This is a genomic window from Stenotrophomonas beteli (assembly GCF_001431665.1).
Lineage (GTDB): Bacteria > Pseudomonadota > Gammaproteobacteria > Xanthomonadales > Xanthomonadaceae > Stenotrophomonas > Stenotrophomonas beteli.
Window position 1 is genome coordinate 24,244 of record NZ_LLXV01000063.1, and the last position, 11,787, is coordinate 36,030.

Below are 11,787 nucleotides of genomic sequence, written 5' to 3' on the forward strand. Positions count from 1 at the left end.
CAAAACAGGCAAATCAACTGGTATTGGCTGTCTATACTTCCCCAATTGTGGTCCCGGCACGCTTCAGTGCAGGGAATGATCGGGTTGGAGAAGTCCCATGCGAGTCCTAGTTCTCGGCAGCGGCGTGATCGGCACCACCAGTGCCTGGTACCTGCGACAGGCCGGGTTTGAAGTCACGGTCATCGACCGCCAGCCCGGCCCGGCGCTGGAGACCAGCTTCGCCAACGCCGGCCAGCTGTCGTTTGGCTACACCTCGCCGTGGGCAGCCCCGGGCGTGCCGAAGAAGGCGATCGGCTGGCTGTTCGAGAAGCACGCGCCGCTGGCGATCCGCCCGGGCATGGACCTGGCCCAGTACCGCTGGCTGTGGCAGATGCTGCGCAACTGCACCCACGAGCGCTATGCGATCAACAAGGCGCGCATGGTGCGCATGTCCGAGTACAGCCGTGACTGCCTGAACGAGCTGCGCGCGCAGATCGGCATCGAATTCGAAGGCCGCGACCTGGGCACCACCCAGTTGTTCCGCACCCAGCAGCAGCTGGATGCCTCGGCGCAGGACATCGAGATCCTGGCCCAGTACGGCGTGCCGTACGAGGTGCTGGACCGCGCCGGCATCATCCAGGCCGAACCGGCCCTGGCCCATGTCGATGGCCTGGTCGGCGCGCTGCGCCTGCCGCGTGACCAGACCGGCGACTGCCAGCTGTTCACCCGCCGCCTGGCGCAGCTGTGCGTGGATGCCGGCGTCGAGTTCCGTTTCGACCAGGACATCACCGGCCTGGAGTTCGACGGCGACCGCATCACCGGCGTGCGCATCGGCGGCACGCTGGAAACCGCCGACCGCTTCGTGGTCGCGCTCGGCAGCTACTCGCCGGCGCTGGTCGCGCCGTTGGGCATGCGCCTGCCGGTGTACCCGCTGAAGGGCTACTCGCTGACCCTGCCGATCACCGACCCGGCGATGGCGCCGACCTCGACCATCCTCGATGAGAGCTACAAGGTGGCGGTGACCCGCTTCGACGACCGCATCCGCGTCGGTGGCATGGCCGAAGTGGCCGGCTTCGACCTGTCGTTGTCGCAGCGCCGCCGCGAGACCCTGGAGCTGGTGGTCAGCGACCTCTACCCGAAGGGCGGCGACCTGTCGCGCGCGCAGTTCTGGACCGGCCTGCGCCCGGCCACGCCGGATGGCACGCCGGTGATCGGCGCCACGCCGTTCCGCAACCTGTACCTCAACACCGGCCACGGCACCCTGGGCTGGACCATGGCCTGCGGTTCGGGCCGCTACCTGGCCGATCTGATGAGCGCGCGCCAGCCGCAGATCAGCACTGAAGGCCTGGATATCTTCCGCTACGGCCAGTACGGTCACGCCCCGCAACATGAGAACCGCACATGCGTCCTGCCCGCGCGCTGATTGATCTGGGCGCCCTGCGCAGCAACTACCGGCTCGCCCGTGAACTGGGTGGTGGCAAGGCCCTGGCCATCATCAAGGCCGATGCCTACGGGCATGGCGCGGTGCGTTGTGCGCAGGCGCTGGAAGGCGAGGCCGATGGCTTCGGCGTGGCTACCATCGAAGAGGCACTGGAGCTGCGCCAGGCCGGCATCCGTGCGCCCATCCTGCTGCTGGAAGGCATTTTCGAACCCAGCGACATGGCGCTGGTGGCCGAGCACGATTTCTGGTGTGCGGTCGGTTCGCCGTGGCAGCTGGAAGCGCTGGCCGCATTCGACAGCCCGCGCCCGCTGACGGTATGGCTGAAGCTGGACAGCGGCATGCACCGCCTTGGCCTGGACGTGGACAGCTTCCGTGCCGCGCATGCACGCCTGTCGACGCTGCCGCAGGTCGAGCGCATCGTGCTGATGACCCACCTGGCGCGCGCCGATGAGTTGGACAGCGAACGCACCCACGAACAGGCGGCGACCTTCGCGCGTGCCATCGACGGCCTCGAGGGTGAGACCAGTGTGTGCAATTCGCCGGCGCTGCTGGGCTGGCCGGATGTGCACAGCGACTGGGTGCGCCCGGGCCTGATGCTGTATGGCGCCAACCCGCTGCCGGACAACAGTGCGCTGACCGAACGCCTGCGCCCGGTGATGACCATGCAGTCCAAGGTGATTGCCGAGCGCTGGATCGAACCCGGAGAACCGGTCGGCTATGGCGCCCGCTTCGTGTCCAAGGTGCGCACCCGCGTCGGCGTGGTCGCGCTGGGCTATGCCGACGGTTATCCGCAGTTCGCGCCGAACGGCACGCCGGTGCTGATCGATGGTCAGCCCGGTGCGCTGATCGGCCGTGTATCGATGGACATGCTGACGGTGGATCTGACCGCACATCCGCAGGCCGCTGTCGGCAGCGTGGTGGAGCTGTGGGGCACTGCGCCCACCCTGGCCGAACTGGCGCCGCGCTGTGGCGTAAGCGCCTACCAGCTGCCATGCGCGGTCAAGCGCGTGGCGAAAATCTACGTGTAGAGCCGAGCCGGCGCTCGGCTCTGGTAGCAGCCGACCTTGGCCGGCGCCGTGCAATGCGTGCCGACCAAAGTCGACACCGACCGATGGGCCTAACGGGCAGCGGTCGCCTGCGTCGTCAACTGCCGCTTGACCCAGTCATCGATCAGGCGCTTCTCGTAGCGCAGCGGATCGCTGTCGCTCCTCAGCCCGAGGTTGTGCAGGTAGCCGCTGTCGCTGAGCCTGGCTTCGCCCTCATTGACGATGCGGCCACTGGCATCCTTCAGCGTGTACTGCAGTGTGATGCGCGGCGGGTAGATGTCGCGCATGACCCGGATATCACTGCCGCGCGGGCCGTGCCAGGGTTCATAGTCACCCGCGCGCTTGATATCGACCAGCGTCACGTCCAGGGTCTGCCCTGGCTGCAGCGGCTTGGCCGCCGTGTCCTGCACGTAGCTGGCCAGCTGTTGCACCCAGTTGCCGCGTTCGGCCTCGAAGCGGTTGGTGCTCTGGCGGATCTCGGTGAAGGTGGCCGGATCATCCCACTTCACGCTGACCGGGCCCTTGGCCTGCAGCGCGCGCGGTGCATCCGGGGCGGTCACGGTGCGGGGTGCCGCGTGCGCGCCAGCGGCCAGAAGGGCGCCTGCCAGCAACAGGGCAGGTGCACGTGCGAGTTTCATGACGGTCTCCTGCGTCCCTCAACGGGGCGCGATGTTGATCACAGATCGAGTGTGATCCTGCCGCCAGACCGCCGCAATGCCCGATTACGACATGCGCAAGAGCGGTTGCCGCCAATTCATCCTCGTCAAGCATGACTGACGGCGCTTGACGCTGTGAATACGCCCTTTGGAAGATGCTGTGCCTCCAATCCGGCCTGTCCAGACGCCCTTGTCCACTCTGCCGCCCCTCGTGGAGCGCCCACCGATGATGGTGCCGGCGCCCGAACCCGACCTGCATCATGGCGTGCTTGAGCGCATCAACGCCGGTTTCTGCGTGATCCAGGTGCTGTTCGAGGGCGAGCGTGCCGTCGACTACCGTTTCATCGAAGTCAACGACGCCTTCGAGCGCCATACCGGCCTGAAGGATGCGCGGGGCCAGCGCATGAGCGCGCTGGAACCGAATCACGAGGAAGACTGGTTCCGCATCTACGGCGAAGTCGCACGCAGTGGCCGCCCGGCCCAGTTCGAGATGGAAGCGCGCGCGCTGGGCCGCTCGTTCGCGGTCGATGCGGTGCGTGTGGGCCGGCCTGGCGAGGACAAGGTCGGCATCCTGTTCTTCGACATCACCGCACGCAAGCAGATGGAAGTGGAACTGGGCGAGAGCGAAGCGCGCTTCAGTGCACTGGCCGACGGCCTGCCGATGCCGGTGTGGGTGCTTGACGAGCGTGGCCATGCCCGCTTCGTCAACAGTGCCTTCAGCGAATTCTTCGGCGGCGACGAAACGCGCGTGCCGGAGGATGTGTGGCGCGGCCTGGTACATCCCGATGATGCATCGGTGTTCGAGTACGAACTGCAGGAGGCGCTGAAGGCGCAGCGTTCGATGCATGCGCTGGTGCGTGCACGCCGTGCCGATGGCCAGTGGCGCTGGCTGGAGATGAACGCGCGCCCGCGTTTTTCGCGCATGGGCCGTTTCATCGGCCTGGCCGGCAGCAGCCCGGACGTGACCGAACGTCGCGAGATCGAGCTGGCGCGCGAGGAACTGCTGCAGTCCGAGCGCGCAGCGCGCAGTGCCGCCGAGAACATGGCGCGGTTGAAGGACGAATTCCTGGCCACGCTGTCGCACGAACTGCGCACGCCACTCACCACCATCCTGGGATGGAGTGAACTGCTGCTGCAGCGCGTGGACAACACCAGCCCGCTGTTCAAGGGCCTGAACGTGATCGCCAACAGCGCCGCGGCGCAGAAGCGCCTGATCTCGGACATGCTCGACCTCAGCAGCATGCTGCTGGGCAAGGTGCAGCTGGAAGTGGAAGTGCTGGACCTGCGTGACCTGCTGGGTGAAGCCATCGGCGCGCAGGAGCTGGTGGCCGAAGGCAAGGCGCTGGATGTCACCCTGCAGCTGCCCGGAGAACCTTGCCAGGTGCTGGGCGACGCCACCCGCCTGCAACAGGTGTTCTGGAACCTGCTGTCGAACGCGATCAAGTTCACTCCGGCCGAAGGCCGCATCGATCTGCAGCTGCAGTCCGACGGCAGCCACTGGGTGATCACCGTGCGCGACACCGGCGACGGCATCGCGCCGGAATTCCTCAATCACCTGTTCAGCCGCTTCCGCCAGGCCGATGGCACCACCACCCGCCGCCACGGCGGCCTGGGCCTGGGCCTGGCGATCGTGCAGCAGCTGGTGGAACTGCATGGCGGCACCGTCACCGCCGCCAGCGAGGGCCATGGCCACGGCGCCACCTTCACCGTGCGCCTGCCCAAGCACCTCCCGGATGCCGAACGACGGCCGCTGCGCGAAGTGATCAGCGGGCCGATCCTGGAACCGGTGATCGTCGAGCCCTATCCGTTGCGCGGAATGCACGTGCTGGCGGTGGAAGACCAGCCGGAAGTGCTGGAATACCTGCGGCGCATGCTGGAAGAGCAGGGGGCCAGCGTATCGGCGGCCAGTTCGGCCGGGGAAGCCCTGGCGCTGCTGGCCGACACCGGACACCTGCAGTACCACGTGATGCTGACCGACATCGGCATGCCCGGCATGGACGGCTATGGCCTGGTGCGCACGCTGCGCGAGGACATGGGCGTGGATGCGGCGACCCTGCCGGCGGTGGCGGTCACCGCGCTGGCACGCGCCGATGATCGTCGGCGCGCACTGGCATCGGGTTTCCAGGAACACGTGGCCAAGCCGTACTCGGTGGCGCAGCTGGTGTCTGCGGTACGCAAGGTGCAGGTGCCGCGCGCCGACAGCGCGCTGCACTGAGCATTCACGGCCGATCGGCGACCCTGTACGCAGGAGGTCGCCGATGTCCCGTACAGCTCCCCGTATCCATACCGATCCGGCGCAGATCGCGCGCCTGGAAGCCCTGCTGCCGCAGCTGGAAGGCGAAACGCAGGTGCAGCTGACCCTGCACGATGGCCGCCGCCTGCTCGGCACGGTGGCGGTGAAGCCGACCGTGCAGCAGTACCGTAACGACGCCGGTGATGAAGGCAGCAACGGCCAGCTGCGCCTGGATGACTACGACACGCCGGTGCAGCAGCACCATGTGTGGCTGGACGAGATCGCCAGCGTCGACCGCCTGCCACCCAGGGCGCCTTGATCCGACATGGAGCCGGGCCACGCTCGGCTGCGCCGTCGCCCGAGCGTGGGCGACGGCGCTACCGATGTGTCAATGCTCGAACAACGTCGGCGTCGCCTCGAACCGCCGCGCATAGGCACGTTCCTCGGCCACCCGCGCCACCTCGTCATCGGCCAGGTCCGGTGCACCGTACACCGCATAGGCCACGCTGCCATCGGCGCCATGGCCGACCTGGTGCAGCCGATAGCGCGAGTGGCCACCGCCGGTGTCCTCGGGGTAATGCACGGGCGGATGGCTGCCTTCCAGGTCCATTTCACTGTTGTCGACCACGCCACCGACGAACAAGGCTCGCATGCAGGTTCTCCTGAGGTTCCGGGGGAGCTTCTACCCTGAACGTTTCAATGTTGCTGGCACATCAAGGGCCCGTTCGGGTTTCGCAAAACCGGCGCCGGGCGGGCCCGGCCAAGCCGGTACAATGGACGGCCCTCACGCTTTAAGTACCCGCGCCGATGGCCTCCAGCGACGACGCCCCCCTGCAGACCCTGCTCCTGCCGTTCTCCCAAGGCGCCCTGCGCTGGCCGGAGGGCCCGGTGGCCTTCCTGCGCGCGCGCGATGGCTGGCCGCTGCGCGAAGTGGCCGGCAACCGCGAGCTGCACTGCGAACAGAGCTTTGCCCCGTTCGCGCAGCCGCTGCAGCAGGCCGCCGGCTGGACCGTCAGCGGCCAGCTGGATGATGTGGCCGGCAAGGGCCGCTACCCGCTGGTGCTGGTGCTGCCGCCGCGTCAGCGCGAAGAAGCGCGGGCGCTGTTCGCCCGCGCGCTGGCGCTGGTGGCCGACGGCGGCCGTATCGTCGCCTGCCAGTCCAACAATGAAGGCGCGCGCTCGGGCGAGGGCGACCTCAAGCAGCTCAGCGGGCTCGGCGGCAGCCTGACCAAGAACCATTGCCGGGTGTACTGGACCGCACCGATGCAGGGCCAGCACGACGCCGACCTGGCCAAGCGCTGGGCGGCACTGGACGCGGTGCGCCCGATCGTCGGCGGGCGCTTCCTCAGCCGCCCGGGCGTGTTCGCCTGGGACCGCATCGACCCGGCGTCGGCGCTGCTGGCCGAGCATCTGCCGGCCGACCTGGCCGGCCGCGCCGCCGACCTCGGTGCCGGCTACGGCTACCTGTCGCGCGAGCTGCTGGAGCGCTGCCCGAAGATCACCGCGCTGGACCTGTACGAGGCCGAGCAGCGTGCCCTGGCCCTGGCCGAACTGAACCTGGCACCGCCGCCGCGCGCGCTGCCGCTGCGCTTCCTGTGGCGCGACGTCACCGCCGGCATCGAGCCGGGCTACGACGTGATCATCAGCAATCCGCCTTTCCATACGCCGTCGCGGGCCGATCGCCCGGACATCGGCCAGCGCTTCATCGCCGTGGCCGCGCAGGCGCTGCGCCCGGGCGGGCGCTTGTATGTGGTGGCCAACCGCCACCTGCCGTACGAACACACCCTCAACGACAGCTTCGGCGCGGTGCGCGTGGTGGCCGAGCGCGACGGCTTCAAGCTGGTCGAGGCGGTGAAGGGGAAGGGCCGATGAAACTGGTCAAGCACATCGCCAACCTGGGCTATGGCAGCCGCAAGCAGGTGCAGTGGATGTTCCGCGAAGGCCGCGTGACCGACGCCGAAGGTGAAGTGCTGTACGCCGATGACCAGGTGCCGCATGAGGCGATCCGGGTTGATGGTGAGCCGCTCGATCCTCCAGCGGGGCTGTCGATCGCGCTGCACAAGCCGGCCGGCTACACCTGTTCGACCAAGGACACCGGCCGCCTGATCTACGACCTGCTGCCGCCGCGCTTCCGCGACCGCGACCCGGTGCTGTCCACCGTCGGCCGCCTCGACCGCGACACCAGTGGCCTGTTGCTGCTGACCGACGATGGTGGCCTGCTGCACCGGATCATCTCGCCGAAGTCGAAGCTGCCCAAGGTCTATGAAGTCGAATTGGCTGACGACCTGCGCGGTGACGAGGCGGCCCTGTTCGCCAGCGGCACGCTGATGCTGGAATCAGAGAAGACGCCCTTGTTGCCGGCTGAACTGGAGGTGCTGGACGCGCGCCGCGCGCGCCTGGTGCTGCACGAAGGCCGCTACCATCAGGTACGCCGCATGTTCGCCGCCACCGGCAACCACGTGCAGGCCCTGCACCGCAGCCGCGTCGGCGGCCTGGACCTGCGGGGGCTGGACGAAGGGCAGTGGCGGCAGCTCACTTCCACCGACCTGGATACGCTGTTCGCTCCATGACCGCCATCGCTGCGCTGCCGTTCCTGCCCGCTGCCGTCATCTTCGACATGGACGGCCTGATGATCGACAGTGAGCGGGTCTCGCTGGCCTGCTGGAGCGAGGCCGCCGCTGCATTCGGGCTGGGCCTGGATGAGGCGGTGTTCCTGCGCATGGTCGGACTGGGCGACCGCGATTCGCACGCGCTGCTGCGTGCGCAGGGCATCGAGGACAGCGTGATCGAAGCGGTCGCGGCACGCTGCCATGACCTGTACGAAGCCCGCACGCAGACCGGCCTGCCGCTGCGGCCGGGCATCCTGGAGCTGCTGGAACTGCTGAAGGCGCATGCGATTCCGCGCGCGGTGGCGACCACCACGCGGCAACCGCGCGCCAACCGCAAGCTGGCCGCTGCCGGCCTGCTGCCGTACTTCGATGCGGTGATCACCAGTGGCGATGTGGCGCGGCCGAAGCCGGCGCCGGACATCTACCTGCTGGCTGCGCAGCGGCTGGGCCAGGCCCCGGAACGCTGCCTGGCGCTGGAGGATTCACCGGCCGGTACGCGCGCCGCCCTGGCGGCCGGGATGACCGTGATCCAGGTGCCGGACCTGGTGCATCCTGACGAAGAACTGCGCGCACTGGGCCACCGCATCGTCGGCTCGCTGGTGGACGCGCACGCGCTGCTGCTGCCGTTGTTGCCGAGGTAACGGTGGGTTCCGATCGTCCCTGATGGTGGGTGCCGACCGTGGGTCGGCACGCCTGCCCCGTCACACCCGCCCGAACACCAGCGCCGCGTTGGTGCCACCGAAGCCGAAGCTGTTGGACATCACCGTGTCCAGCCGCTGCTCGCGGCTCTCGCGCAGGATCGGGAAGCTCTCCACCTTCGGGTCCAGCTCGCCGATGTTGGCCGAACCTGCAACGAAGCCGTCGCGCATCATCAGCAGGCAGTAGATCGCCTCATGCACGCTGGCTGCACCCAGCGAGTGCCCGGACAGCGCCTTGGTCGAGGACAGCGGCGGCACCGCATCGCCGAACACTTCGCGGATCGCGTTGAGCTCGGTGACATCGCCCAGCGGGGTCGAGGTGCCGTGGGTGTTGAGGTAATCCAGCGGGCGGTCGATGCCCTGCAGTGCCATCTTCATGCAGCGCACGGCACCCTCGCCGGAGGGCGCGACCATGTCGGCACCGTCCGAGGTCACGCCGTAGCCGATCAGCTCGGCATGGATGCGCGCACCGCGTGCGACGGCGTGGTCGTAATCCTCCAGCACCAGCATGCCGCCGCCACCGGCGATGACGAAACCGTCGCGGTCCTTGTCATAGGGACGCGAGGCACTGGCCGGGGTGTCGTTGAAGCTGGTCGACAGCGCGCCCATCGCATCGAACATCACGCTCATCGACCAGTGCAGGTCTTCACCGCCACCGGCGAACATGATGTCCTGCGCGCCATGGCGGATCATGTCCGCGGCGGCGCCGATGCAGTGCGCCGAGGTCGCGCAGGCGGCCGACAGCGAGTAGCTGACGCCCTTGATCTGGTAGGCCGTGGCCAGGCAGGCCGAGACCGTGGAGCACATCGTGCGCGGCACCATGTACGGGCCGACCTTGCGCACACCGCGTTCGCGCAGCAGATCGACCGCACCGATCTGCCATTCGCTGGAACCACCACCGGAGCCGGCGATCAGGCCGGTGCGCAGGTCGCTGACCTGCTCGGCGCTGAGCCCGGCATCGGCGATGGCATCGCGCATGGCCAGATAGGCGAAGGCCGCCGCATCGCTCATGAAGCGCTTCTGCTTGCGGTCGATCAGTGCCTCCAGTTCGAGGTCGACACGACCGCCCACCTGGCTGCGCAGGCCCGCTTCGGCGTGGTCGGCCAGGGCGGTGATGCCCGAGCGCCCTTCGCGCAGCGCGCTGGAGACGGTATCCAGATCATTGCCGAGGCAGGACGTGATGCCCATGCCGGTGATGACGACACGACGCATCAGAAGCTCCCGGTTTCGGTGAACAGGCCCACGCGCAGGTCGCGCGCGCTGTAGATTTCGCGGTCATCCACGTACATGCGGGCGTCGGACTGGGCCATCACCAGCTTGCGGTTGATGACGCGGCTGATGTCGATCTCGTAGCGCACGAGCTTGGCCTCCGGCAGCACCTGGCCGGTGAACTTCACCTCGCCGCAGCCCAGCGCGCGGCCCTTGCCGGGGGCGCCCAGCCAGGTCAGGAAGAAGCCGGTCAACTGCCACATGGCATCCAGGCCCAGGCAGCCGGGCATCACCGGGTCGCCGATGAAGTGGCAGCCGAAGAACCACAGGTCCGGGCGGATATCCAGTTCGGCCCGTACCATGCCTTTGCCATGCGGTCCGCCGTCCTCGCGGATGTCGGTGATGCGGTCGAACATCAGCATCGGGTCGTTGGGCAAACGGCCGGCAGCGCTGCCGAACAGTTCACCGCGTGCGCTGGCCAGCAGCTGTTCGCGGTTGAACGTGTGGAGACGGGTCATGAAGCACAATCCTGGAAGCGAAGAACAGGGAAACAAGCGCCCGAGGATGCCCGTGGAAACTGCGCCGATCAAACATTTCAACCGTACGCAACCGTAGTGTTTTCAATGGAATACGCGCATCCTGTTGATGTGCAACGACCATACTTCGGCGTGTGGCCCGCACCGCCTGCCCCCGTCTCTTCCTCCTGACATGACCCGACTGCGCAAGATCATCCACGTCGACATGGACGCGTTCTACGCGTCGGTGGAGCAGCGTGACGATCCCTCGCTGCGTGGCAAGCCGGTGGTGGTGGCCTGGCGCGGCGCGCGTTCAGTGGTCTGCGCGGCGTCATATGAAGCGCGGGTGTTCGGCGTGCGTTCGGCGATGCCCGCGGTGCGCGCCGAACGCCTGTGCCCGGACGCGATCTTCGTGCCGCCCGACTTCGCACGTTACAAGGCGGTGTCACAGCAGGTGCGGGCGATCTTCCTGCGCCACACCGACCTGGTCGAACCGCTGTCGCTGGACGAGGCCTACCTGGATGTGACCGAACCGAAAAGCGGCATCGAACTGGCCACCGAGATCGCCCGCACCATCCGCGCACAGATCCGTGAGGAGACGAACCTGACCGCTTCAGCCGGAATCGCGCCGAACAAGTTCCTGGCCAAGATCGCCTCGGACTGGCGCAAGCCCGATGGCCAGTTCGTGATTCCGCCGCAGCGCGTGGATGCGTTCCTGGCACCGCTGCCGGTGAACCGCGTGCCGGGCGTCGGCAAGGTGATGGAAGGCAAGCTGGCCGCGCGCGGCATCGTCACCTGCGGCGATCTGCGGCAATGGGCACTGATCGATCTGGAAGATGCCTTCGGCAGCTTCGGCCGCAGCCTGTACAACCGCGCACGCGGCATCGACGAGCGCCCGGTGGAACCGGACCAGCAAGTGCAGTCGATCTCCTCGGAGGACACCTTCGCAGAAGACCTGCTGCTGGACGACCTGGGCGAGGCGATCGTGCAGCTGGCCGAAAAGACCTGGAAGGCAACCCGCAAGACCGAACGTGTCGGTCATACCGTGGTGCTGAAGCTGAAGACCGCGCAGTTCCGTATCCTCACCCGCAGCTTCACCCCGGAGCGACCGCCGGAATCGATGGAAGAACTGCGCGACATCGCGCTGGCACTGCGTGCCCGCGTCGACCTGCCGGCGGAGACCCGCTACCGCCTGGTCGGCGTCGGCCTGGGTGGCTTCCGCGAAAAAGAGGCGGTGGTGCAGGGGGAGTTGTTCGAGCACGAACCGAACGAGTCCACATCCCTCTGATCGGCAAAGGCGGGGTCAGAGCCCGTTGCGCAGCAACGGGATCCGACCCCGGCAGATTGCCGGGATCTGTCCAAGGCGGGGTGGGTCCGGTTGCGGGGGCGTGAGCGCCATGG

General features: G+C 67.8%; 12 protein-coding genes. 8 read left to right on the top strand and 4 right to left on the bottom strand.

All coding sequences use genetic code 11. The annotated features are described in order from the left end of the window. Positions 1 to 97: 97 nt before the first annotated feature. Together ARC23_RS16535 and alr are read left to right on the top strand one after the other, a co-directional pair. On the top strand, positions 98 to 1,402 hold the full coding sequence (locus ARC23_RS16535) for a D-amino acid dehydrogenase (protein ID WP_057498206.1): 1,305 nt from the start codon (positions 98 to 100) through the stop codon (positions 1,400 to 1,402). Further along, entirely contained in the window at positions 1,381 to 2,448 is a 1,068-nt protein-coding gene (alr, locus tag ARC23_RS16540) for an alanine racemase (protein WP_057498207.1), read from the top strand. The genes ARC23_RS16535 and alr overlap by 22 nt, the downstream gene beginning before the upstream one ends. An 89-nt stretch (positions 2,449 to 2,537) precedes the next feature. On the opposite strand, the gene ARC23_RS16545 is transcribed toward alr, so the two are convergent. Continuing rightward, positions 2,538 to 3,104 carry a DUF3016 domain-containing protein gene (locus ARC23_RS16545; protein ID WP_057498208.1) on the bottom strand — a complete coding sequence of 189 codons (567 nt, stop codon included), beginning with the start codon at positions 3,102 to 3,104 and terminating at the stop codon, positions 2,538 to 2,540. A 244-nt stretch (positions 3,105 to 3,348) separates the two neighbouring features. On the opposite strand from ARC23_RS16545, the gene ARC23_RS16550 reads away from it, so the two are divergent. After that, entirely contained in the window at positions 3,349 to 5,337 is a 1,989-nt protein-coding gene (locus ARC23_RS16550) for a hybrid sensor histidine kinase/response regulator (RefSeq protein ID WP_057498209.1), read from the top strand. Between the two features lie 43 nt (positions 5,338 to 5,380). Further along, positions 5,381 to 5,674, top strand: coding sequence for a DUF3247 family protein (locus ARC23_RS16555; protein WP_057498210.1), 294 nt, complete (start codon positions 5,381 to 5,383; stop codon positions 5,672 to 5,674). A 69-nt stretch (positions 5,675 to 5,743) separates the two neighbouring features. Here ARC23_RS16555 and ARC23_RS16560 read toward each other — a convergent pair whose 3' ends face one another. Continuing rightward, positions 5,744 to 6,007: a hypothetical protein gene (locus ARC23_RS16560; protein ID WP_005407925.1), complete on the bottom strand. Its 264-nt coding sequence runs from the start codon at positions 6,005 to 6,007 to the stop codon at positions 5,744 to 5,746. 155 nt (positions 6,008 to 6,162) lie between these two features. Between ARC23_RS16560 and ARC23_RS16565 the strand changes: the two genes are divergently transcribed. From ARC23_RS16565 to ARC23_RS16575, 3 genes are read left to right on the top strand one after another with little or no spacing between them, the layout of a single operon-like run. Next, positions 6,163 to 7,227 (top strand): class I SAM-dependent methyltransferase, encoded by a 1,065-nt coding sequence (locus ARC23_RS16565; protein WP_057498211.1) that lies wholly within the window; start codon positions 6,163 to 6,165, stop codon positions 7,225 to 7,227. Beyond that, on the top strand, positions 7,224 to 7,925 hold the full coding sequence (locus ARC23_RS16570) for a pseudouridine synthase (protein ID WP_057498212.1): 702 nt from the start codon (positions 7,224 to 7,226) through the stop codon (positions 7,923 to 7,925). Before ARC23_RS16565 ends, ARC23_RS16570 begins: the two co-directional genes overlap by 4 nt. After that, a complete protein-coding gene (locus ARC23_RS16575) occupies positions 7,922 to 8,605 on the top strand; it encodes an HAD family hydrolase (protein WP_057498213.1) in 684 nt (227 codons plus the stop codon). Before ARC23_RS16570 ends, ARC23_RS16575 begins: the two co-directional genes overlap by 4 nt. A 60-nt stretch (positions 8,606 to 8,665) precedes the next feature. Here ARC23_RS16575 and fabB read toward each other — a convergent pair whose 3' ends face one another. Together fabB and fabA are read right to left on the bottom strand one after the other, a co-directional pair. After that, on the bottom strand, positions 8,666 to 9,874 hold the full coding sequence (gene fabB, locus ARC23_RS16580; RefSeq protein ID WP_057498214.1) for a beta-ketoacyl-ACP synthase I: 1,209 nt from the start codon (positions 9,872 to 9,874) through the stop codon (positions 8,666 to 8,668). Next, positions 9,874 to 10,389, bottom strand: a complete 516-nt coding sequence (gene fabA, locus ARC23_RS16585; protein WP_057498215.1) for a 3-hydroxyacyl-[acyl-carrier-protein] dehydratase FabA — start codon at positions 10,387 to 10,389, stop codon at positions 9,874 to 9,876. The genes fabB and fabA overlap by 1 nt, the downstream gene beginning before the upstream one ends. A 190-nt stretch (positions 10,390 to 10,579) precedes the next feature. Between fabA and dinB the strand changes: the two genes are divergently transcribed. Further along, complete coding sequence (gene dinB / locus ARC23_RS16590) at positions 10,580 to 11,674, top strand: DNA polymerase IV (protein WP_057498216.1); 1,095 nt, start codon at positions 10,580 to 10,582, stop codon at positions 11,672 to 11,674. Positions 11,675 to 11,787 lie beyond the last annotated feature (113 nt).

Bases quoted from the DNA above. Each gene is read 5' to 3' on its own strand.
- ARC23_RS16575 (WP_057498213.1), top strand. From the start codon at position 7,922: ATGACCGCCATCGCTGCGCTGCCGTTCCTGCCCGCTGCCGTCATCTTC.
- ARC23_RS16545 (WP_057498208.1), bottom strand. From the start codon at position 3,104: ATGAAACTCGCACGTGCACCTGCCCTGTTGCTGGCAGGCGCCCTTCTG.
- ARC23_RS16565 (WP_057498211.1), top strand. From the start codon at position 6,163: ATGGCCTCCAGCGACGACGCCCCCCTGCAGACCCTGCTCCTGCCGTTC.
- fabB (WP_057498214.1), bottom strand. From the start codon at position 9,874: ATGCGTCGTGTCGTCATCACCGGCATGGGCATCACGTCCTGCCTCGGC.
- fabA (WP_057498215.1), bottom strand. From the start codon at position 10,389: ATGACCCGTCTCCACACGTTCAACCGCGAACAGCTGCTGGCCAGCGCA.
- ARC23_RS16550 (WP_057498209.1), top strand. From the start codon at position 3,349: ATGATGGTGCCGGCGCCCGAACCCGACCTGCATCATGGCGTGCTTGAG.
- ARC23_RS16535 (WP_057498206.1), top strand. From the start codon at position 98: ATGCGAGTCCTAGTTCTCGGCAGCGGCGTGATCGGCACCACCAGTGCC.
- alr (WP_057498207.1), top strand. From the start codon at position 1,381: ATGCGTCCTGCCCGCGCGCTGATTGATCTGGGCGCCCTGCGCAGCAAC.
- ARC23_RS16560 (WP_005407925.1), bottom strand. From the start codon at position 6,007: ATGCGAGCCTTGTTCGTCGGTGGCGTGGTCGACAACAGTGAAATGGAC.
- ARC23_RS16570 (WP_057498212.1), top strand. From the start codon at position 7,224: ATGAAACTGGTCAAGCACATCGCCAACCTGGGCTATGGCAGCCGCAAG.
- dinB (WP_057498216.1), top strand. From the start codon at position 10,580: ATGACCCGACTGCGCAAGATCATCCACGTCGACATGGACGCGTTCTAC.
- ARC23_RS16555 (WP_057498210.1), top strand. From the start codon at position 5,381: ATGTCCCGTACAGCTCCCCGTATCCATACCGATCCGGCGCAGATCGCG.